22 protein-coding genes are annotated in these 19,876 nt (G+C 60.0%); 13 read left to right on the top strand and 9 right to left on the bottom strand.

The features are described 5' to 3' along the window. Positions 1-4 precede the first annotated feature (4 nt). Positions 5-469: a MaoC family dehydratase gene (locus tag JDW18_RS18070; protein WP_218240924.1), complete on the top strand. Its 465-nt coding sequence runs from the start codon at positions 5-7 to the stop codon at positions 467-469. A gap of 98 nt (positions 470-567) precedes the next feature. Here the strand turns inward: JDW18_RS18070 and JDW18_RS18065 are convergent, their stop codons facing one another. The 3 genes from JDW18_RS18065 to JDW18_RS18055 form a co-directional block, all read right to left on the bottom strand. Next, on the bottom strand, positions 568-906 hold the full coding sequence (locus JDW18_RS18065; RefSeq protein WP_218240922.1) for a DUF4148 domain-containing protein: 339 nt from the start codon (positions 904-906) through the stop codon (positions 568-570). Between the two features lie 153 nt (positions 907-1,059). After that, positions 1,060-1,554: a tRNA (uridine(34)/cytosine(34)/5-carboxymethylaminomethyluridine(34)-2'-O)-methyltransferase TrmL gene (trmL, locus tag JDW18_RS18060; RefSeq protein ID WP_218240919.1), complete on the bottom strand. Its 495-nt coding sequence runs from the start codon at positions 1,552-1,554 to the stop codon at positions 1,060-1,062. A gap of 91 nt (positions 1,555-1,645) precedes the next feature. Further along, complete coding sequence (locus JDW18_RS18055) at positions 1,646-2,359, bottom strand: ComF family protein (protein ID WP_246610057.1); 714 nt, start codon at positions 2,357-2,359, stop codon at positions 1,646-1,648. Between the two features lie 133 nt (positions 2,360-2,492). Between JDW18_RS18055 and JDW18_RS18050 the strand changes: the two genes are divergently transcribed. The 7 genes from JDW18_RS18050 to JDW18_RS18020 all read left to right on the top strand — a co-directional run bounded on the left by JDW18_RS18050 (position 2,493) and on the right by JDW18_RS18020 (position 9,086). Continuing rightward, a complete protein-coding gene (locus JDW18_RS18050) occupies positions 2,493-3,401 on the top strand; it encodes a class I SAM-dependent methyltransferase (protein ID WP_218240913.1) in 909 nt (302 codons plus the stop codon). A 474-nt stretch (positions 3,402-3,875) separates the two neighbouring features. Continuing rightward, positions 3,876-5,465 carry a cytochrome c oxidase subunit II gene (gene coxB, locus JDW18_RS18045; RefSeq protein ID WP_218240912.1) on the top strand — a complete coding sequence of 530 codons (1,590 nt, stop codon included), beginning with the start codon at positions 3,876-3,878 and terminating at the stop codon, positions 5,463-5,465. A 35-nt stretch (positions 5,466-5,500) separates the two neighbouring features. Then, complete coding sequence (gene ctaD, locus JDW18_RS18040) at positions 5,501-7,147, top strand: cytochrome c oxidase subunit I (RefSeq protein ID WP_218240911.1); 1,647 nt, start codon at positions 5,501-5,503, stop codon at positions 7,145-7,147. Positions 7,148-7,159: 12 nt separating this feature from the next. Then, on the top strand, positions 7,160-7,270 hold the full coding sequence (locus JDW18_RS18035; RefSeq protein ID WP_218240909.1) for a cytochrome oxidase small assembly protein: 111 nt from the start codon (positions 7,160-7,162) through the stop codon (positions 7,268-7,270). A gap of 36 nt (positions 7,271-7,306) precedes the next feature. Then, positions 7,307-7,921, top strand: a complete 615-nt coding sequence (locus JDW18_RS18030) for a cytochrome c oxidase assembly protein (protein ID WP_218240907.1) — start codon at positions 7,307-7,309, stop codon at positions 7,919-7,921. After that, positions 7,918-8,115 (top strand): DUF2970 domain-containing protein, encoded by a 198-nt coding sequence (locus tag JDW18_RS18025; RefSeq protein WP_218240905.1) that lies wholly within the window; start codon positions 7,918-7,920, stop codon positions 8,113-8,115. The genes JDW18_RS18030 and JDW18_RS18025 overlap by 4 nt, the downstream gene beginning before the upstream one ends. An 89-nt stretch (positions 8,116-8,204) precedes the next feature. Beyond that, the gene (locus tag JDW18_RS18020; protein ID WP_218240903.1) at positions 8,205-9,086 is read left to right on the top strand and encodes a cytochrome c oxidase subunit 3; all 882 of its coding nucleotides are present in this window, start codon (positions 8,205-8,207) and stop codon (positions 9,084-9,086) included. A 121-nt stretch (positions 9,087-9,207) separates the two neighbouring features. Here the strand turns inward: JDW18_RS18020 and JDW18_RS18015 are convergent, their stop codons facing one another. Next, positions 9,208-9,438 (bottom strand): twin transmembrane helix small protein, encoded by a 231-nt coding sequence (locus JDW18_RS18015; RefSeq protein ID WP_218240901.1) that lies wholly within the window; start codon positions 9,436-9,438, stop codon positions 9,208-9,210. A 14-nt stretch (positions 9,439-9,452) separates the two neighbouring features. Between JDW18_RS18015 and JDW18_RS18010 the strand changes: the two genes are divergently transcribed. The 5 genes from JDW18_RS18010 (at position 9,453) to JDW18_RS17990 (ending at position 14,577) form a co-directional block, all read left to right on the top strand. Continuing rightward, the gene (locus JDW18_RS18010) at positions 9,453-10,280 is read left to right on the top strand and encodes an SURF1 family protein (protein WP_218240900.1); all 828 of its coding nucleotides are present in this window, start codon (positions 9,453-9,455) and stop codon (positions 10,278-10,280) included. Continuing rightward, positions 10,210-10,962, top strand: a complete 753-nt coding sequence (locus JDW18_RS18005) for a hypothetical protein (RefSeq protein WP_218240898.1) — start codon at positions 10,210-10,212, stop codon at positions 10,960-10,962. The genes JDW18_RS18010 and JDW18_RS18005 overlap by 71 nt, the downstream gene beginning before the upstream one ends. A 92-nt stretch (positions 10,963-11,054) precedes the next feature. After that, positions 11,055-11,963, top strand: a complete 909-nt coding sequence (cyoE, locus tag JDW18_RS18000; RefSeq protein ID WP_218240896.1) for a heme o synthase — start codon at positions 11,055-11,057, stop codon at positions 11,961-11,963. A gap of 6 nt (positions 11,964-11,969) precedes the next feature. Next, positions 11,970-12,575, top strand: a complete 606-nt coding sequence (locus JDW18_RS17995) for an SCO family protein (protein WP_218240895.1) — start codon at positions 11,970-11,972, stop codon at positions 12,573-12,575. 220 nt (positions 12,576-12,795) lie between these two features. After that, positions 12,796-14,577 (top strand): putative bifunctional diguanylate cyclase/phosphodiesterase, encoded by a 1,782-nt coding sequence (locus JDW18_RS17990; RefSeq protein ID WP_218240893.1) that lies wholly within the window; start codon positions 12,796-12,798, stop codon positions 14,575-14,577. A 21-nt stretch (positions 14,578-14,598) separates the two neighbouring features. On the opposite strand, the gene JDW18_RS17985 is transcribed toward JDW18_RS17990, so the two are convergent. The 5 genes from JDW18_RS17985 to JDW18_RS17965 are packed head-to-tail and all read right to left on the bottom strand — an operon-like array spanning position 14,599 to position 19,870. Further along, entirely contained in the window at positions 14,599-15,744 is a 1,146-nt protein-coding gene (locus JDW18_RS17985; RefSeq protein ID WP_218240891.1) for a hypothetical protein, read from the bottom strand. An 11-nt stretch (positions 15,745-15,755) separates the two neighbouring features. After that, complete coding sequence (locus JDW18_RS17980; RefSeq protein WP_218240889.1) at positions 15,756-16,334, bottom strand: immunity 22 family protein; 579 nt, start codon at positions 16,332-16,334, stop codon at positions 15,756-15,758. Next, entirely contained in the window at positions 16,331-16,972 is a 642-nt protein-coding gene (locus tag JDW18_RS17975; RefSeq protein ID WP_218240888.1) for a DMP19 family protein, read from the bottom strand. The genes JDW18_RS17980 and JDW18_RS17975 overlap by 4 nt, the downstream gene beginning before the upstream one ends. A gap of 15 nt (positions 16,973-16,987) precedes the next feature. Then, positions 16,988-17,917 (bottom strand): DUF6999 family protein, encoded by a 930-nt coding sequence (locus JDW18_RS17970; RefSeq protein ID WP_218240887.1) that lies wholly within the window; start codon positions 17,915-17,917, stop codon positions 16,988-16,990. Between the two features lie 21 nt (positions 17,918-17,938). After that, positions 17,939-19,870 (bottom strand): beta-ketoacyl-ACP synthase III, encoded by a 1,932-nt coding sequence (locus tag JDW18_RS17965; RefSeq protein ID WP_218240886.1) that lies wholly within the window; start codon positions 19,868-19,870, stop codon positions 17,939-17,941. Positions 19,871-19,876: the final 6 nt, after the last annotated feature.

The raw sequence follows: 19,876 nt of genomic DNA, 5'->3' as shown, positions 1-19,876 counted from the left end.
AGGCATGAAAACCTTTCATTCCTATTCCGAAGTGCTGTCCTGCATAGGGCAGGAAGTGGCAGTCAGCGACTGGCTGACCATTACCCAGGCGCAGATTCAGCTGTTTGCCGATGCCACGGGCGACCAGCAATGGATTCACACCGATCCAGAACGCGCAGCCAAAGGCCCATTTGGTGCACCCATTGCCCACGGCTTTCTGACTCTGTCACTGCTGCCGCGCTTTTTTGAGGAAACCTTCGCCATCGAAGGCGCGAAGATGGGGGTGAACTATGGCCTGAACAAAGTGCGCTTCATGGCGCCGGTGCCCGTCAACAGTCGCTTGCGCGCACGTTTGACCCTGCAGGCGGCAGAACGCATCGAGCCAGAAGGTGTGCAGATGACCTGGCTGGTGACGGTAGAGCGCGAAGGGGGCGACAAACCGGTGTGCGTGGCCGAGTCGCTGGCGCGCAGCTATGGGGCCAAGGCCTGAAGCTGAGTCTGTTCTTTCCATGAAAAAAGCCTCAGGGTCTGACCTTGAGGCTTTTTTGCTGGAACGGCAGTGGGCTGCCGATGGTGCCGGGGCACTACTCATGCGCCGTAGTTGTCGAGCAGACCGGCCTTTTCAGCGGCCATGGTTTCGCGGCGCACTTGCTCGCGGCTCAGGGCGGAGGCGGGTTGCTGCTGTTGCTGTTGCTGTTGGGCCGACAGTGGCAGATAAGACTGGCCTTGCGACAGCATCTGGCCCTTGGAGATGGCATCCAGCACCTGGGCCTTGACTTCAGCACGGGTCAAAGTGGACTGGCTTTGGTCCTGGGGAGGGAAATGGTTGTTGGTGAAGTCAAAGCCCGCGGCCTGTGCGGCAAAGGCGGATGCAGTCAGGGCGGCGGCAAAAGCAAAACGGCTGGCGATGTGACGAGCGAATTTCATGATGAGTCCTTCAGTATCAGTGGGCAGGCTTGCTTTGCGGGCGGACATCGCCGCGCTTGTTCAAGTCCATGGGTTGTACTGTAGGTCTATCGAATCGAAAGAAAAATCCCTTTAATCACAACTCATCGTTCTATTGGTGATGTGAATATGGTTTCAGGGTGCAGGTACAGGCTCTGCCAGTGCGGCACCGGCAAAATCCTGCTGGCGCCAGGCTTCAAACACCGTCACTGCCACGGCATTGGACAGATTCAGGCTGCGCTGGGACGCCAGCATGGGCAGGCGCAGGCGCTGCTCGTTGGGAAACTGGGCGCGGACATCAGGCGGCAGGCCCTTGCTTTCAGAGCCAAATACCAGCCAGTCACCAGCTTGAAATTTGATAGCGTGCGCCGGGCTGCTGCTATGGGTTGTCATGGCAAACATGCGGTCGCGCTGGGGATTGCAGGTCTGCATGAACGCATCCCAGTTTGCATGGCGGGCCACATTGGCGTACTCGTGGTAGTCCAGACCGGCACGGCGCATGTGGCGGTCTTCCATGGAAAAGCCCAGAGGCTCGATCAGATGCAGGCTGCAGCCGGTATTGGCCGCCAGTCGAATGACGTTGCCCGTGTTGGGTGGGATCTCGGGGGCCACCAGAACGATATGAAACATGGGGCGCTATTGTGCAGGGCAGGCTTGGGCGGTGCAGCTATCTGCCGCAGTTCCAGACTGGGCAGCATGGGTCAAGCAGGGGAAATGGCTGTCAGCCCGTGCGGGCCAGCACCAGTGCAGAGACCGATGCCGCACCGGCCTTGTGCAGGCACTGCGCCAGCGCATCCAGCGTTGCGCCGGTGGTCATCACATCATCGAGCACCAGCAGATGCTGGCCCGTGACCTGCGCAGCAGCAGAGTCTCGCAGGCTGAATACGCCGCGCAGTTGCCGCAGGCGCTGCGGCCGGCTGGCGTTGTGCTGCGGCAGCTCCACATGCTGGCGCTGAACGACTTGCGTCAGCAGTGGCACGCGGCAGGCTGACTGCCGGGCCAGGACCTTTGCCAGCAAGGCCATATGGTCAAAGCCGCGCTCACGAATGCGCTGCGCCGATGAGGGCATGGGCAGCAGCGCATCACAGTCCTGCAGGCATTGCAGCGTCTCAGGGTGCGCGCTCATCAAGCGCGCCAGGCTGTGCACCAGGCCCAGATCACCATCAAATTTGTAGCGCGTAATCAGCCCCTGCCATGGGTAGCCGTAGTCCAGCACAGCGGTGCAGCGCTGCAAACTGGGTGGCTGCTTTAGGCATGCGCCGCAGATGCCTGTGCGGGCCTGCAAGGGCAGGGCGCAGCGGCGGCAGCGTTGCTGCTCTGCACCCCAGCGCCTGTGGCAATCTGTGCAGATGCGGGGCCCTGGCCAGCGGCCGCAAATTGCGCACTGGCTGGGGATGGCTTGCACGGCCCGCAGCGCCTGAAGCGAGGCGGGCATGCGCGATAGCCATGTCGCAGCAAGGTTGGGCATAGTGTCAATATACTCGCGCCGCATTGTTACCGTTTTGGTGCACCGCGGCCCAGGCGCAGCTTGCCGGGCGTGCGGTGTGCTCTGCCAGCCTTGTTCGCCCATGTCCCACGCTCTGCCTCCCACTATTGATTCCGTAGCTGCAAACCATTGGCATAACTGCGCTCCAGCGGAATCGCCTTGGTTGCACGAAGAGGTGGCCAATCGCATGCAGCAGCGCCTGGACTGGATCGTCAAAGCGCCAGAGCAATGGTGCCACTGGGAGCCTGTGCGCGGTGGCATGCAGGCACATCAGCTGCTGCGCGAGCGTTACCCACAGGCGGATTGCACGATTTACGAACCCGTGGCGCAGCGCCAGGCGCTGGCACAGGAAAAGCTGGTCAGCCGCTGGTGGCAGCTTGCGCGCTGGAAGGGCGCTGGCATGGAAGTGGCGGAGCCCGCCGCGGGCACCATGGACATGCTCTGGGCCAATATGCTGCTGCATACAGCGGGTGACCCGCAGACCCTGATCGAGAGCTGGCACAAGGCGCTCAAGGTGGATGGCTATGTGATGTTCTCGGCCCTGGGCCCAGACACGGTGATGCAGCTGCACCGCCTGTATGCGGAGCTGGGCTGGGGGCCTGCGGGCCACAGCTTTACGGATATGCATGACTGGGGCGACATGCTGGTGCATTCCGGCTTTGCCGAGCCGGTGATGGATATGGAGCGCATCACGCTGACCTTTGCCACGCCCGAGCGCCTGCTGCAAGAGCTGCGCGAGCTGGGGCGCAACTTGCACCCCGCCCGTTTTGCCGGGTTGCGCGGCCGCGCATGGAAGCAGCAACTGGTGCAGAAAATGGCCGAAAAATGGTCTGACAAGCAGGCCGATGGTCAGTTGTCTCTGACCTTTGAAATTGTCTATGGTCACGCCTACAAGCCGCAGCCCAAGCTGCGTCTGGAGTCCAGCAGCTCAGTCTCTCTGCAAGACATGAAAGCCATGCTCAAGCAACCGCGCAACGCCGGTTTGCGCTAGCGGGTTTGCGATAGCGCAAGTGTCGTTTTCCTGTCATTGATTGAACACAAAGCTCCCTACAATTTCCTGAATTCTTCGATAGACAGCCGCCAGCGTATCGGGCCTTCTGGCCTCCGGCGCAGGCGCAGCATGGGCAGCCACATACTGCCCGGGGAGATGTCGGGTGTTTCGCTTTGCCAAGGGAGCTGGCCAGCGGGTTCAATGGCGGCTGGTTCGCGAGTTTGATCTTCACCACAAGCCCACCACGGGCAGTGCTGCCGCATTCCTGCGCTGCGCCGCCTGCTTTGAGGAGCAGGCGGCGCAGCGTTATTTCCGGAGCTGTATTAGTGAATGCGCGCAGACATTGCTATCAAATTCTGGGGCATGCTGTGATGCAGTTCGCAAGGTAGTGTGAGTGTCACAGCTCTCTGGCCGAATGGAGAGCAAGAGCTGTGAGCGAGTGGACAAACAGAGGCTTAGAGGTAAGTGAAAACGATGAAAAACATTTCCACCAAGCTAGTTCCCTGGAGTTTGGCCCTGACTGCATGGGGCAGTTCCCTGGCGCATGCCGCAAAGGATCTGCCGGGAGGCCCTGCCGTCAACCAGCTCAATCTGCACCCGCCAGTCACCCGCATTGCGGTGGAGCAGCACTGGCTGCACTGGATGATGCTCATCATCTGCACGGTGATCTTCATCGGCGTTTTCGGGGTGATGTTCTATTCGATCTGGAAGCACCGCAAATCCAAGGGCGCTCAGGCTGCGAACTTTCATGAATCGGTCAAGGTGGAAATTGCCTGGACCATCATTCCTTTCATCATCGTGATCCTGATCGCACTGCCAGCCACCAAGGTGCTGGTGGCGCAAAAGGACACCACGAATGCAGACCTCACCATCAAGGCCACGGGCTATCAGTGGAAATGGGGTTATGACTATCTGACTGGTGAAGGCGCAGGCCTGAGCTATATCTCCACACTGGATACCGCGCAGCGCCAGATGTCCAACTCCGGCGATGTGAGCCAGGCGCCTGTGGACTATCTGTTCAAGGTAGATAACCCGCTGGTAGTGCCCGTTGGCAAAAAGGTGCGTGTGATTACCACCGCGAACGACGTGATTCACTCCTTTATGGTGCCTGCCTTTGGTATCAAGCAGGATGCGATTCCCGGTTTTGTGCGCGACACCTGGTTCAAGGCAGAAAAAACGGGCGACTACTACGGCCAGTGCGCCGAGCTGTGCGGCAAAGAGCACGCCTATATGCCTATTCATGTGAAGGTTCTCTCCACACAGGATTACACCGCCTGGGTAGAAGCTGAGCAAAAGAAGCTGGCCGCCAAGGCCGATGACCCCAGCAAGGTCTGGGTGCTGGCTGATTTGCTGGCGCGTGGTGAGAAAGTCTATGCCTCCAACTGCGCCGCCTGCCACCAGGCTAATGGCAAGGGCGCTGGGCCCATCAAGCCGCTCGATGGCAGCGCTGTGGTGCTGGGCCCCACGGCAGACATGATGCATGCCGTGCTGGAAGGTCGCGCCAACGGAGCGATGCCTTCCTGGAAGCAGCTGAGCGACACCGATCTGGCTGCTGTGGTGACCTTTGCCAAGAACCACTGGAGCAACAAGACAGGTCAGCTGGTGCAGCCTGCCCAATTTGTGGCGGCACGCGGTGGCAAATTCCCCGAAGGTGGTGGCAGCGCTGCACCTGCTGCGGCACCAGAAGCGCCTCCTGCTGCAGCGCCAGAAGCGGCGCCCGCTCCACAGGCCATCGCTCCTAAGGCTGGGCCTTACCAAGTGTTCTTTGACACAGGCAAGAGCGCACTGGATGACGCGGCGCAGGCTGAGGTGAAGAAGGCCGCCGAATACTGGAAGGCGCATAAGGACGAAAAAATTGCCCTGTCCGGCTTTGTGGATGCCACTGGCAGCGCGGACAAAAACGCAGAGCTGGCCAAGGAGCGTGCACAGGCTGTGGCCAAGCTGCTGATGGAAAGTGGCATTGCGGCAGACCGCATCGAAATGCGCAAACCGCAAACCCTGACCGCTGGCAGTGATGGCGCAGACAAGCAGGCGCGCCGTGTTGACATCGTGGCGGCGCAATAAGCCCGCGGGTACAGAAGAACGATTGGAGAACGAATATGAGCGCCGTACTTCCTCCCGTCCACACGCCTGAGGACCACAGTCACGATCACGGGCACGACGACCACCATCACCACGCCACCCCCACGGGCTGGCGGCGCTGGCTGTTTGCCACCAACCACAAGGACATCGGCACGATGTACCTGCTGTTTTCGTTCACCATGCTGATGGTGGGCGGGATTCTGGCCATGCTGATTCGTGCCGAGCTGTTTCAGCCCGGGCTGCAGATCGTCAACCCCGAGTTGTTCAATCAGCTCACCACCATGCACGGCCTGATCATGGTGTTCGGCGCCATCATGCCGGCCTTTGTAGGCTTCGCGAACTGGATGCTGCCGCTGCAGATCGGTGCCTCGGACATGGCGTTTGCGCGCATGAACAACTTCAGCTTCTGGCTCCTGATTCCTGCGGGCATCATGCTGGTGGGCTCGTTCTTCATGCCCGGCGGCGCCCCCGCTGCCGGCTGGACGCTGTATGCGCCGCTGACGCTGCAGATGGGCCCCTCCATGGACACCAGCATCTTTGCCATGCACGTCATGGGCGCCAGCTCCATCATGGGTGCGATCAACATCATCGTGACCATCTTGAACATGCGCGCGCCCGGCATGACGCTGATGAAGATGCCCATGTTCGCTTGGACCTGGCTCATCACCGCTTACCTGCTGATTGCCGTGATGCCCGTGCTGGCAGGTGCCATCACCATGACGCTGACAGACCGCCACTTCGGCACCAGCTTCTTTAACCCCGCAGGCGGCGGTGACCCGGTGATGTACCAGCACATCTTCTGGTTCTTCGGTCACCCCGAGGTGTACATCATGATCTTGCCGGCCTTCGGCATCGTCAGCCAGATCGTGCCTGCCTTCAGCCGCAAGAAGCTGTTTGGCTACACCTCCATGGTCTATGCCGTGGCGGCCATTGCCATCCTGTCTTTCATCGTGTGGGCGCACCACATGTTCACCACCGGCATGCCGGTCACGGGTCAGCTGTTCTTCATGTACGCGACCATGCTGATCTCGGTGCCAACGGCGGTGAAGGTGTTCAACTGGACAGCCACCATGTGGCGCGGCTCCATGACGTTTGAAACCCCCATGCTGTTTGCTGTGGGCTTCATCTTCGTGTTCACCATGGGTGGCTTTACGGGCCTGATTCTGTCCATGGCGCCCATCGACATTCAGCTGCAGGACACCTATTACGTGGTGGCGCACTTCCACTATGTGCTGGTGGCTGGCTCGCTGTTTTCCATGTTTGCCGGTTACTACTACTGGGCACCCAAGTGGACCGGCGTGATGTATTCGGAAACCCGTGGCCGTATCCACTTCTGGGGTTCGCTGATCTTCTTCAACGTCACCTTCTTCCCCATGCACTTCCTGGGTCTGGCAGGCATGCCACGCCGTTATGCCGACTACCCCATGCAGTTCGCCGACTTCAACATGGTGGCGTCCATCGGCGGCTTTGGCTTTGGTCTGATGCAGGTGTACTTCTTCCTCTTTGTCGTGTGGCCCGCCATGCGTGGCCGTGGTGAGAAAGCACCGCAAAAGCCCTGGGAAGCCGCAGAAGGTCTGGAGTGGGAAGTGCCATCGCCCGCGCCATTCCACACCTTTGAAAATCCGCCCAAGCTGGATGAAACCGCTACCCGCGTGATTGGCTGATCGGAGGCCTGAATGACAACGCAAGAGCAACGCAAAGCCAATGTGCGACTGGGGCTGATTCTGGCCTCTACCGCACTGGTGTTTCTGGTGGGATTTGTGCTGAAGATGGCCTGGCTGCACTGAGCAGCAGGCCATTGAAAAGGAAGACAGGAGAGGCATGTGAGCATCGCCCGCGAGAACGTCAAGATGGTCGGCAAGCTGACGGCAGTGGCGCTGGGTATGTTTGCGTTCGGCTATCTGCTGGTGCCGCTGTACCAGCAGATTTGCGAGGCCACGGGCATCAACATCCTGTCCTTGTCTGAACGCCAAGTGCCCGGTGGCGGCACAGCGGGCAAGAGTGCAAAGCTGCCGGCCAATTCGCAGGTGGATACCAGCCGCACCATCACGGTGGAGTTTGATTCCAATGTGCGCAGCCTGTGGGATTTCAAACCTGCAGTGCGCTCCATGCAGGTGCACCCCGGTGAGATGGCGACAGTGATGTACGAATTTCAGAACGTGCAGAACAGGCGCATGGCGGCTCAGGCCATTCCCAGTTATGCGCCGCGCCAGGCCACGGCGTTTTTCAACAAGCTTGAATGCTTCTGCTTTTCGCAATACACGCTGGAGCCCGGTGAAAAACGCGAGTGGCCGGTGGTTTTCTATATCGACCCGCGCATCTCCAAAGACGTCAAGACCATCACGCTTTCCTACACATTTTTTGAAGTGGATGGAAAGGCCAAGGGCGCATCCGCAACCGCGGCAGCCCCTGTGGTGAAGCTGGGTGAGGCCTCATGACGCCGGTGGAAAAAAAGCCCACGCTGTGGCGAACCATCGTGGCCGTTTGCTGGGCCATGCTGGGCGTGAGAAAGGGCAAGGAGTACGAGCAGGACTTTGCCCGCATCACTCCTCTGCATGTGATTGGTGTGGGGCTGGTGGCAATTTTTGCCTTGGTATTAGCATTGATATGGGTCGTCAATCTTGTCGTATAGCCTTGGCTGAAGACAGGTGCAGCGAGTGAAGTGCAAGCGATAGTGGAGCGTCGGTCAAAACAACGATCAACAGTGTCAGGAGCCGAGTGATGAGTGCAACCCCTCAGGGCGCAACCCCTTACTACTATGTGCCAGCCGAATCCAGCCATCCTGTTATGGCGGCCATCGGACTGTTCTTCATGATTCTCGGTGCGGGCACCTGGATCAACGGCCATGAATGGGGCATGTATTCCCTGTTCTTTGGCATGGTCTGGTGGCTGTCGATTCTGTTCGTCTGGTTCCGCGATGCGGCACGGGAAAGCGAGGCCGGGCTCAACAGCCGCAAGATTGACCTGTCCTACCGCTGGAGCATGAGCTGGTTCATCTTCTCGGAAGTCATGCTCTTCGGCGCATTCTTCACCGCATTGTGGTGGGCGCGCGCGCACTCGGTTCCCGCGCTGGGCAGTCTGGCCAACGAGGTGCTGTGGCCCAACTTTCAGGCAGTGTGGCCCAGTGTCAGCCCCGGTGCAACAGCATCACCCGCAGGCATTGTGGAGCCGTTCAAGACCGTGGGTCCCTTCTGGCTGCCCACTATCAACACGGCGCTGCTGCTGACATCGGGCGTCACGCTGACCATCGCCCACCACGCGCTGCAGGCCAACAACCGTGCACGCTGCATCAGCTTCATGTGGATGACGGTGGCTCTGGGCGTCATCTTCCTGTTTGTGCAGGGCTATGAGTACCACCACCTCTACACCGAATACAACCTCAAGCTGAATTCGGGCGTGTTTGGCTCCACCTTCTACATGCTGACCGGCTTTCACGGCTTTCACGTTCTGGTGGGCATGCTGATGCTGTTCTTCATCACCATTCGTCTGATGAAGGGCGACTTCACCGACAAGCACCATTTCGGCTTTGAGGGCGCTGCCTGGTACTGGCACTTTGTGGACGTGGTCTGGGTCTTCCTCTACATCCTGGTGTACTGGATGTAAGCCACTATCAAATCGAAAGCGCCTTGCGCTTGTTATTCAAGGACTTCAGTACTTATTGATGCTGAAGTCCAGAATGAACAAGTGCAAGGCGCTTTGTTTTTGAGAGCGTGCAGCGACCAAACTACTGACCCGGCTGCCAGCCTGTGGGCTGGATATAACCCATCTTGGCAGCCAGCAGAACACAGATGAACAGCACCACCGACAGCGCCACGCGCACGGCTAAAGCGCGGAACATTTTTTTGCTGCGCTGACCGTCGTCATCCGCGCCATCGGGCTTGCGCATCATGAAGAACAGGGCGCTGCCCAGGCTCGCAAGAATCGCCAGAAAGGCGAGAATGATCACGAATTTCATGAACGGATTATCTGGTGCGCTCTTCTCGAATTCCAGACCTCTGGCGGTTTGTACTGATCACTCTGGCAGCGCTGGTCTGTGTGGCCATCACCGCGTCGCTGGGCTTCTGGCAGTTGGGGCGTGCGGCGCAGAAGCAGGAAATTTTTGACGCCATTGCCCGCCAGCAGGCGCTGGCGCCCTGGCATAACGCCGAGCTTGCAGCGCAGGTGCCGCCGGTCACGGAAAGCATCAGCGCCGTGCTGCGGCAACATTTGCTGCACCGCCCCGCCCAGCTGCAAGGCCAGTGGCTGACCGATCAGACCATTTATCTGGACAACCGGCAGATGCAGGGCAAGGTGGGTTTTTATGTGCTCACACCACTGCGTTTGCTGGCGCCGAACGAGGGCAAAGTCATCGTCGTTCAGCGTGGCTGGGTGCCGCGCAATTTTCAGGACCGCATGGCGCTGCCGCCTGTACAGACGGCCAGCGGCATTGTCAGCATTGAAGGGCGGCTGGAAGCGCCTCCCTCCAAACTCATGGAGCTGGAATCAGGCGGTAATTCCGGGGCAGACCCTGATGGGCAAAAGTCGCGCATCCGACAGAATGCAGACATAGCCCAGTGGGCGCAGCAAAGCGGCTTGCCGCTGCTGGGGCTGAGCCTGGTGCAGACCGGGCCAGCCACAGAAGGTGAAGGCCTGCTGCGCGACTGGCCGCAGATTAATGCCGGTGTGGAAAAGCACTATGGCTATGCGTTTCAGTGGTTCGGACTCAGTGTATTGGTGGTGCTGCTCTATGTCTGGTTTCAACTCGTCCGACGCTTTTACCTCCCGCACCGCGCTGGCAAAGCAGCCGTCCAGTCATGACGATGAGCCGCTGAGCTTTTCGGTGCACAGCCAGCCAGACCCCACACAAAGCCATGTGCGCCAGGAGCGCACGCGCAGTGGCCGCTGGAAGATGCTGGCGGTGCTGCTGGTGTGCGCGGCGCCCGTGGTGGCTTCTTACTTCACCTATTACGTGCTGCGGCCCACACAGCAGCGCAGCTTTGGCGAGCTGATTGCAGACCAGCCCAGTCTGCCTGATGTGCAGGCGCAGACGCTGGACGGGCGCAGCGTAAGTCTGCAAAGCCTCAAAGGGCAGTGGCTGCTGATTAGCACCAGCCATGCCGCTTGCGAGCAGCGTTGCCAGGATCACCTCTATCTGCAGCGCCAGTTGCGTGAGACGCTGGGGCGCGAGAAAGACCGGCTGGACTGGGTCTGGCTGGTTAACGATGAGCAGCCTGTACCCGACAGCATTCGTCCAGCCTTGAATCAGGCCACAGCGCTGCGCCTGCCAACTGCTGCCATCAGCAACTGGCTCAAGCCAGAGGCTGGTCATGCGCTGGATGAGCACCTGTATCTGGTGGACCCGCAAGGGCACTGGATGCTGCGCTTTCCCGCCAGTCTGGACAAGGCATCCGCAGGCAAGGCCAAGCGTGATCTGGAGCGGCTGCTGCGCGCCTCTTCTTCATGGGATGAGGCCGGGCGTGGTGAGGCCACTGCGAAATAACAGTGAAATAGTGCTGAAGCCATTTATCAGCAAGCGCAGACAGCTAGCAAATTCATAGTCAGCAAAGAGAGGGTGATATGCAGGCAGATCTCATGAATGCGCAAACCGCTTCTCAAACCACGGCGGTTCAGTCATCGCGCTGGTCGCAGTACTACGCGCTGACCAAGCCCCGCGTGGTGCAGCTCATTGTGTTCTGTGCCTTCATCGGCATGGTGCTGGCCGTGCCAGGTGTTCCTGGCTGGAAGGACTGGTCGCTGATGCTGATGGCCAGCGCTGGCATCTGGCTGGTGGCAGCGGCTGCAGCGGCCTTCAACTGTCTGGTAGAGCGCGGTATTGATGCGCGCATGAAGCGCACAGCATGGCGGCCCACGGCACGGGGCGAATTGTCCAACCGGCAGGCGCTGGTGTTCTCGGCACTGCTTTGTGCGGCAGGCTCGGTCATCCTGCTGCTGACCGTGAATGCGCTGACGATGTGGCTGACGCTGGCCACCTTCATTGGCTATGCGGTGATCTACACCCTGATTCTCAAGCCGCTGACGCCACAGAACATCGTGATTGGCGGCGCATCGGGGGCTATGCCGCCGGTGCTGGGCTGGGCAGCCATGACGGGCCATGTCGGGCATGAGGCCTGGCTGCTGTTTCTCATCATCTTTGTCTGGACGCCGCCGCACTTCTGGGCGCTGGCCCTGTACCGGGTGGAGGATTACCGTCGCTCCGGCCTGCCCATGCTGCCCGTCACCCATGGCAATGCTTTCACGCGGCTGCAGGTGTTTCTCTACACCGTGGTGTTGTTTGCCACCTGCCTGCTGCCGTTTGTGGTGGGCATGAGCGGCTACTTCTACCTCTTTGCCGCAGTGGTTCTGGGGTTGGGCTTTTGCGGTTATGGTTGGGCACTGCTGCGCAGCTACTCGGATGCGCTGGCACGCAAAACCTTCCGTTTTTCTCTGATCCACCTGAGCCTGCTATTCGCTGCGCTGCTGGTGGACCACTACCTCGTCTGATTGATCATGGATAAACGAGCTGTGCTGCGCATTCTGGGCGCAGTGACTCTGGCCGGTACGGCCCCCTTTGTATTGACTGCCTGCAAGGACGAAAGCAAGCCCAAGTTTCAGGGCGTGGATGTGACGGGGGCTGACTACGCCAAGGACATCCCGCTCAAGGATGTGAATGGCCAGCAGCGCAGCCTCAAGGACTTTTCCGGCAAAGTGGTTGCCGTGTTCTTTGGCTATACCCAGTGCCCTGATGTCTGCCCCACCACGCTGCAGGAGTTTGTGGAGGTCAAGCAGGCGCTGGGGGCGGATGGCAGCAAGCTGCAGCCTGTCTTCATCTCGCTGGACCCTGAGCGCGATACGCCGCAAGTGCTCAAAGCCTATCTGGCCAATTTCGACGAAAGCTTTGTGGGCCTGACCGGCACGCCTGAAGAGCTGGCTGCCGTGGCCAAGGACTTCAAGATCTTCTTCAAGAAAGTGCCGGGCAAGACCGAAGGTACTTACACGCTGGACCACTCCGCAGGCACCTATCTGTTTGATACACAAGGGCGTTTGCGCGTCTATGAACGCTATGGCGCTGGCCCGCAGCTGCTAGCGCAGGACGTGAAAGCACTGCTGGGCTGAGCGTCGGTTAGCGAGTGGTCGCAAGCTAGTACTACCCCTTGCTGCATTCCTGTGTTTGATATAGCGCAAACAGTGGGCGTGTTGCACTGCGCATAGTGGGCGCCTTGAGACACTGGGTGGGGTCAGAAAGTCGGCGCTGAAGTTCGGCAACTGGTCTTTGATGTGCTGCATGAGAGGTGCAGCGCACGCACAACGCCACAGTGCTGCTAGGAGTGCGCATATGGCCCAGTGCCCTTTTTCTTCCCTGACCGAATCTGTTTCCACTGCAGAACTGGTTGAATGCCAGACCCGGCTGACGCAGGCGCTTTCAGCCTGGGACAAGGGCGAAAGTCTGAAACCCCGTTCCTGGCTTACCTCGCGTGAGCGCGATGCGCTGGATGCTGCGCCAGACGGCATCTTGCTGGTGGGGCATGACGGCTGCATCGTGGCAGCGAATGCAGCCATGCTGGCCATTTCAGGGTACGAGCGCAGCGAGCTGGAAGGCCAGAGTCTGGACATCTTGCTGACCGACGATTTGCGCGCCACACATGCGCACTATCTGCGCAGCTACTTTTCCGGGCCATCGCGTCGCCCCATGGGCCTGGGTGGCGCGCTGTGGCTGCAGCGCAAGCAGGGCAGCCGCGTGCCGGTGGATATTGCGCTGGGGCACTTTGGCAATGAGCGCAGCGGCATGGCCGTAGCCTTTGTGCGCGATGTGACGGAAATCAATCAGATGCAGCAGCGCCTGAAATTTCAGGCCTCACGCGACACCCTGACTGGGCTGAATAACCGCTGGCATTTCACGCAGGAGCTGCAGGAGCAGCTCAAGATTGCGCAGGCCACGGGGGATTCGCTGGCCGTGCTGCAGCTTGATCTGGATAACTTCAAGGCCATCAATGACGGTTACGGTCATGCGGCGGGCGATCAACTGCTGCGGGAAGTGTCCAGACGCCTGAAATCACAACTGCGCAGCGAAGGCATTCTGGCGCGGCTGGGGGGCGATGAATTTGTGGTGCTGCTGGCGGGTGAGCATGCAGAGCGTGCACGCTTCTGGGCAGATCAGATACTTTCTGCGTTTGCCATGCCCTTCAAGCACGACGGGCTGGCGCTGGACTTCGGCACCAGCATCGGCATTGCGCTATATCCCGACAATGCACAGACAGGCGATGACCTCATGCGCTTTGCCGACATGGCCATGTACAGCGCCAAGGCGCAGGGTCGGGGGCACGCCGTGTTTTTTGAAGCACGCATGGGCAAGGAAATGGCTGAGCGCGTGCTGCTGGCAGAGCGGCTGCGCATGGCGCTGAGCTACGGCGGCCTGCAACTGCACTACCAGCCTCAGGTAGATGTGAAAAGTGCCAGAGTGGTGGGCGTAGAGGCCTTGCTGCGCTGGCATGACCCGGTGCTGGGCAATGTCAGCCCTGCGCGCTTTATTCCGGTGGCTGAAGCTTCGGGCCAGATTGTGGCGCTGGGCAACTATGTGCTGGATGCAGCGTGCAAGCAGATTGATATCTGGCTCAAGTGCGGCACGCCGCTGCGCGTGGCGGTCAATCTCTCGGCCTATCAGCTGCGGCAGGTGAATCTGGTCGATCAGGTCAGAAGCTGTTTGCAAAAACACCAGGTGCCACCGCAGTGGCTGGAGCTGGAAGTGACCGAATCGCAGGCCATGATTAACCCCGATCAGGGACGGCAAGTGCTGGAGGATCTGGCCCAGCTGGGCGTGACGATTGCGCTGGACGACTTTGGCACCGGGCACTCATCGCTGGCCTATCTGCAATACCTGCCGCTGCAGCGCGTCAAGCTGGGGCGCGAGTTTCTCTTTCCCTCACCCAGCCGTGACCGGCTGATGGGCGGCATTGTGCAAATGGTGCATGCGCTGGATCTGGAGGTCGTCGCCGAAGGTGTGGAGCAGCCAGATCAGCTGCAGCTGCTGCGCGATGTGGGCTGCGAGTTTTTTCAGGGCTGGCTGCACTCGCAGGCCATGCCTGCCGAGCAAATTCAGAGTTGGCTGGCTGCGGCGTAAAACACAGCGCAAGAACGGGGGCTACTGCTTCCGGTCAGGCTCCGGCAGATGCTCATTGGAAGCCGTGGCAATCAAGTCTAGCCAAGGTCTGCCTTGGGCATCCAGCCCGGCCCCCAGACCCCAGCGCACTTGCTGGCGCTGGCCCGAAAACCAGAACAGCTTGCGCTGCCAGCTTCCGGGCTTTGGTGGTTTGCGGCTGCTCTGGCTCAGCTGCTGCTGAATGCGCTGCAGGCCCGCAGCCAGTCGCCAGGGAGCCAGTTGCAGCAAAGCGGCACGCAGTTCATCAGCCCAGGCTTGTGGAACGGGCTCAAACCGCTGCCAGCGCATTCCGGCAGCCAGCTTTCGCAAGTTGTCACCCAACTGCACATCGCAAAGATCACAGGCTTCGCTGATCTTGCCTTCTGATATCAGTTTGATAGCTGATTGCGCTTGTTTGCTAAGGGCTGGGGCGGATTTTGAGGTCCATAGCCACGGCGCATCACTCCACTGATGGCGCTGGTTGCCGAGAAATTCCTGCGACAGCAGCAGCTGCCAGCCTGGCATTTGCGACTGCATATTCGATCGCATCAGCAAGCAGGGCTGCCGCTTGCGGCTGGCAGGGCCATAGCTGGCCAGAATGATGGTGGTGCGGGCTGCCAGCCGCCCGCGCTCATCGCGGGGCCAGGACTGCACAGCTCGCACAGGGGCAAGCTTTGCCAGGTCTTCCTGCAGCTGTGCGGCAGCCGCAGAGGGGTCAGGCAGGCCGTTCAGCAGGCTGAGGTCGATGGTGTGATGGATGACCGGCTGAATGCCTGAATCCCAGGTGGTGACCTCAGCCGCTTGGATGGGGGTGACCTCAATGACGCTGGGTGCAGGCTCGGGCTTTGCGCGCCATTCGGCGAGCAGTTGCAGCAGGCGATCTGGGGTGCAGATCACTTCGTGGTGCAGAAACTGCTGCCGCGCATCGCGCAGCGTGACCCATGCATGGGCAAGATCCCCCGCTTGCAGCACCATGCCATCTTCATAGCGGGTGGCCGAGAAACCGCCCGAGGCCTGATGGTGAACCATGATCTCGACCGCCATGACGCCATCGACACATGGACTGGTGATGTGCACGCTGGCGGCGTCCTTGTGGTCAATATGGCAGTCGGGAAACTGCTGCAGGATCGGGTCAAAGAAGGGGTTCACAGCAGGCAGTTTCAGTCGTCAAACAGTCCGATATAGGGCAGGCCGTTGTAGAGCTTGCCGGGTTCAGGAATGGACTGAGTCGGGTCGGCGTAGACAAACATGGCATTGGCCTGGTGGATACCGCGCATTGCACAGGTCTGCACGATCTGGGCCAGTGATTCGTCGCTCTCCAGAGTGCTGTGACCCACGATTTCTTCCACAGGGACTGGCGCTGGCAGCCAGATCACCAGCAGCAGATCTTCGTCGTACAGATAGCGGCTTTGAATGTCTTGGCAAAAGCCGCAGCCCGTCAGGTTCTCGGGCGAGTCTTCCAGGTCTTCGGGCTCCAGACTCCAGTAATTTTCGGCATGCGCGAAGTAACGGCCAAAGCTGGCTTCATCAAGTGGCGTATTGCCAATCCAGAAGTGCAGGGCCGAAAACGGCGCAGGCGGTGGTTTGGGTCCCAGTTCCTTGACCCAGTCAAACAAGGTGCCGGGTAGCAGTTGATGGCGTCGCTCCAGTTCGGGGAACCCGCCAGTGGGTGTACGATGCACGGCTTCATGAACCAGGGCCTTGCGAAACTCCAGCGAGTGATTTTTAGAATGGCTCATACCGCTGGTCCGTAATGCAATACCACCAGTTTGGGCAGGCGGTTGGGGTAGTCCCAGAAGGCTTCATCCAGTTCTTGTAGCCTGTCGTTCTCGGCCTTGGTCAGCAGGGCGGGCAACTCATCCAGGCTGGTGACGTCTGGCGAGTCTTCAAAACGCGCGATGACGGCAAACATCTGCTGCAGGCATTCATGGGTCTGCATGGCCCCCAGCTTTTGCAGGGCTTGCAGTGCCATCTCAAGATTGGGTACGCCCCAGTTGCACAGAAACTGCATGAAGCCGCCGTTGTTGATATCGGCTTCCATGCGCCACAGGGCGACCAGTTCATGCTGCGCGGGCGTGATGAGCGTGGTATCCCACTTCACCGCCTGCAGGGCACCCAGGGCCTGGTTGTAGAGCAGGTCTTGCTCGATATCCCAGACGCTGACCATGCCGGTGTCTGAAGGCTTCCACAACGCGGGCCAATTGAGACCATGGTCATCATCCGTCAACTCCCATTGCAGGCGCTGCTCTGGCGTGGCTTTTTCCAGGCGGATATGGCGCTTGATGGGCTCGCTGAAGCTGCGGCCATCGGCCAGTGTTAGCCAGAGGTTTTGTTCATCAAAGCGAATGCCGGTGATGCGTTTGTCGGTCTCGCTCATACAGGGCTGCCTCTCTCAGTTTTGCTGGTCCATCACCACTTCGGCGGCCTTGTGCATCTTGGCCAGCTCGCGTGCGGGGATAGGGTGCTCGCCACTGGCCATGCGGGTCAGCAGTGCGTGCAGCATCTCGGTAGACAGCCCATGCAGCACAAGGCGGTAAGCCGCGTATAGGGTGGACAGTGGCACCATGGGGTGCTTGTTGTTGAGCATGACCAGATGCTCGGGCGAGGCCAGAATCTTGGCGCAGTAGATCGCCAGCGTCTCATCGAGCTGCAGCGAGTTGCTGGCGCGCCAGAAGTCGTTGTCGGTCAGCAGCAACTGGTAGATGGGCGTGTACAGCTCAATGGCGCTTTGCAGGTCGATGACGTTGAAGCGGCCATGGGGCATGTCTTCCAGCTTCAGGTCTGGCTCGTGAATCATCGAAAAATCGGGCTCTGGCACGGGAACCAGTTCCTGATTGTTTTCGCGCAGCGCCTTGTTCAGGCGAATCACAAAGTTAAAGAGGTTGAGGTCGTGCTTGAGAAATAGCTCGTCCTTCACGTCGTCAATTTCCTGTGGGAACAGTGGGGAGGTGCTGACCTTGGTGGGAGAGTTGGCGGCGACAAACTGCAGCACCTGCGAGCCCAGATGAAAGTGCCGCATGATGAGCCAGTTGGCCTCGGGCGAGAGAAAGCGCTTCATGCCAAAGGCCAGCAGCCTGTGCAAGAAAATGGAGTGAGCCCAGCGCCTTGGCAAAAAGATCTTCAGCGCCTGAATCAGAATCATCGACAGCCGCGCCAGTGGCCGCATGGCGGGCAGAAAGTACTGGCGCGAGCCGCTGCTGCAGTCGCGCAGCCAGGCGGCTTTTACCTCGTCGGGCAGGGGCGTGCTCTGGTCCAGGTAGAGGGCCAGCCAGGGGCTGGGGTCGCGCTCGTCCCAGACTTGGTCCTTGAAATCGTCTTTCATCCCGCGTTCCATCCCTCTTTTTTATTCGGCCAGCACATGCTGGAACTGCATCAGATACATGGCCGCCGTGTTGCGTGCCGTCTGCAGTATGGCTTGCTGGGCTGTGCCTTCGCTGTCCAGTGCCAGGGCCATTTGTACGGCCATCAGCCAGCGCTCCAGGTGGTTTTCATCATTGGCGCCGTGGTATTCCAGAAAGCGGAAGGCATCAGGCGGCAAGGGCAGGGCGGCACGCAGCAGCGGCAGCAGGCTGGGCACAATGCGCTGGCCCGTGCCTTCAATGATGTAGATGGCGCCCAGCAGGCCAATGGGGTTGGGTGTGGCTGCCAGGCCATGCAGATAGGCGTTCAGTGCCTCTCCACCGGGGTTGCGGCGCAGTTTGCTGATATCGGTCTCGGTGCCGCCCGCCTTCAGATAGTCGCTGTGCAGGATTTTGAAGTCGTTTTGCTCTTCGCCTGCATGCAGGTCAATCAGGCTGGCCAGTTGCGCGTAGTCGCCCGTCAGCGATGCCGCGCCTTCGCGCATCCACAGGCTGCCTTCGCGTACCTGGGGAATCCAGTGGCTCATCCAGCGTACATAGTCGCCGGTTTGCAACTGGCGCGTGCGAATGCGGTGCAGCAGCGGTGTGCGCCATACGCGTGAGCGGTAGTCCTGCCAGATGCTGGCCAGCTCAGTCAGTAGCGGTGCCAGCTGCTGGGGCGCAGTGGCCGGGTCGTGCGGTGCGGCGATGGTGGAGACATCGGGCAGCGCATCGTTGGCGATGGAGTCGTGAGTCGCCGTTTTTTGAGGGAAATGTGCCTCAAGTCTAGGTTTTACAGGGGTATCTAGCTCTACTTTCCATAGCATATAGCCAGCGGTAAAGCGGCCCGATTCGGGGATAAAGCACAGCACGGTGTCACCCGCTTTAAGGCGTTGACCTTCTTTTTGCAGGAACTCCGACAGCATGATGAAGATGGACGCAGCGCCTGTGTTGCCGCGCCAGGCCAGATTGCTCCACCAGCGATCACGCGGGATGGCAAGCTGCGCCTTGTTCAGCAGATCGTCCACCACGGGGATGAAGCGCTCCGACGAGTAGTGGCACAGAAAGTGGTCAATGCCGCGCTCGGGCACCCAGCCTTTGTGGGCCAGGTCGGCGTATTCGTGAATGCAGACGTCAAAAAGATGCGGCAGCAGGCGAATGTCCTGGCGCAGCGACAGCGCACCTGCGGCTTCGGCATCGGCCCAGGCGGGGAAGTCCAGATGGCTTTTGCTGCGGTCTGCCGTCAGGCCCAGTTGCATGCAGACCGGGTAGTCGCCCGCAAAGCTGCGCTGGTGCGTCCACTTCAGTTTCAGGCGCAGGCCGTTGGCCTGTGGCAAGGCCTTGGGGCCGCCCAGCAGCACGGCGCCTGCGCCGTCAGACAGCATCCAGCGCAGGAAGTGCGCATCAAAGTCGGTGTCATAACCCTGCGTGGCAAAGCGCGAGCGCTTGAAAAGGCGCGAAGGCATTTCGCTGGCCACAGACAGGGCCAGTGCATGTGCGCCGCTTTCCACCGCCATGGCGGCGGCCTGCATGGCGCCCACGCTGGCGGCGCAGACGCCGTGCACAGACAGTGTCTCCATGGGCGGCGCGGCCATCTCGCCCTGAATCATGCTGGCAAAGCCGGGCATGAGCGAATCACCACCCGACGAGCCGCTGGACAGATAGCCAATGTCGGCCAGCGTCTTGCCCGCCTGCGCCAGCGTGTCTTCGATAGCACCCTTGGCCATCTGCGTATTGCTGAAGACGGTCTGGCCTTCGCCGTCAATGGCGTAGTGGCGTGTCTGGATGCCGTTCTCGGCCAGGATGCGGCGCTTGATGCGCTCGGAGATGCGATTCAGCGGCGCGACATATGCATCCATACCAGCGTTGTCCACGGGAGCGCCGGGCAGAAACATGCCAGCGGATTGCAGATAGACGTTTGAATAGGCAACAGGCATATGTTC

Origin of the sequence: Comamonas fluminis (assembly GCF_019186805.1) — a bacterium.
GTDB lineage: Bacteria > Pseudomonadota > Gammaproteobacteria > Burkholderiales > Burkholderiaceae_C > Comamonas > Comamonas fluminis.
Note: the sequence above shows the minus strand (reverse complement) of the source record. Positions and strands in the feature narration are given on the sequence as shown.

What these genes read in the sequence shown, in the direction of transcription:
- JDW18_RS18050 (WP_218240913.1), top strand. Translation starts at nt 2,493, where the DNA reads ATGTCCCACGCTCTGCCTCCCACTATTGATTCCGTAGCTGCAAACCAT.
- JDW18_RS17975 (WP_218240888.1), bottom strand. Translation starts at nt 16,972, where the DNA reads ATGAGCGAGACCGACAAACGCATCACCGGCATTCGCTTTGATGAACAA.
- ctaD (WP_218240911.1), top strand. Translation starts at nt 5,501, where the DNA reads ATGAGCGCCGTACTTCCTCCCGTCCACACGCCTGAGGACCACAGTCAC.
- JDW18_RS18070 (WP_218240924.1), top strand. Translation starts at nt 5, where the DNA reads ATGAAAACCTTTCATTCCTATTCCGAAGTGCTGTCCTGCATAGGGCAG.
- JDW18_RS17995 (WP_218240895.1), top strand. Translation starts at nt 11,970, where the DNA reads ATGGATAAACGAGCTGTGCTGCGCATTCTGGGCGCAGTGACTCTGGCC.
- JDW18_RS17980 (WP_218240889.1), bottom strand. Translation starts at nt 16,334, where the DNA reads ATGAGCCATTCTAAAAATCACTCGCTGGAGTTTCGCAAGGCCCTGGTT.
- JDW18_RS17970 (WP_218240887.1), bottom strand. Translation starts at nt 17,917, where the DNA reads ATGAAAGACGATTTCAAGGACCAAGTCTGGGACGAGCGCGACCCCAGC.
- JDW18_RS18005 (WP_218240898.1), top strand. Translation starts at nt 10,210, where the DNA reads ATGTCTGGTTTCAACTCGTCCGACGCTTTTACCTCCCGCACCGCGCTG.
- JDW18_RS18015 (WP_218240901.1), bottom strand. Translation starts at nt 9,438, where the DNA reads ATGAAATTCGTGATCATTCTCGCCTTTCTGGCGATTCTTGCGAGCCTG.
- trmL (WP_218240919.1), bottom strand. Translation starts at nt 1,554, where the DNA reads ATGTTTCATATCGTTCTGGTGGCCCCCGAGATCCCACCCAACACGGGC.
- JDW18_RS17965 (WP_218240886.1), bottom strand. Translation starts at nt 19,870, where the DNA reads ATGCCTGTTGCCTATTCAAACGTCTATCTGCAATCCGCTGGCATGTTT.
- JDW18_RS17990 (WP_218240893.1), top strand. Translation starts at nt 12,796, where the DNA reads ATGGCCCAGTGCCCTTTTTCTTCCCTGACCGAATCTGTTTCCACTGCA.
- JDW18_RS18055 (WP_246610057.1), bottom strand. Translation starts at nt 2,359, where the DNA reads ATGCCCGCCTCGCTTCAGGCGCTGCGGGCCGTGCAAGCCATCCCCAGC.
- cyoE (WP_218240896.1), top strand. Translation starts at nt 11,055, where the DNA reads ATGAATGCGCAAACCGCTTCTCAAACCACGGCGGTTCAGTCATCGCGC.
- JDW18_RS18065 (WP_218240922.1), bottom strand. Translation starts at nt 906, where the DNA reads ATGAAATTCGCTCGTCACATCGCCAGCCGTTTTGCTTTTGCCGCCGCC.
- JDW18_RS18020 (WP_218240903.1), top strand. Translation starts at nt 8,205, where the DNA reads ATGAGTGCAACCCCTCAGGGCGCAACCCCTTACTACTATGTGCCAGCC.
- JDW18_RS18025 (WP_218240905.1), top strand. Translation starts at nt 7,918, where the DNA reads ATGACGCCGGTGGAAAAAAAGCCCACGCTGTGGCGAACCATCGTGGCC.
- JDW18_RS18035 (WP_218240909.1), top strand. Translation starts at nt 7,160, where the DNA reads ATGACAACGCAAGAGCAACGCAAAGCCAATGTGCGACTGGGGCTGATT.
- coxB (WP_218240912.1), top strand. Translation starts at nt 3,876, where the DNA reads ATGAAAAACATTTCCACCAAGCTAGTTCCCTGGAGTTTGGCCCTGACT.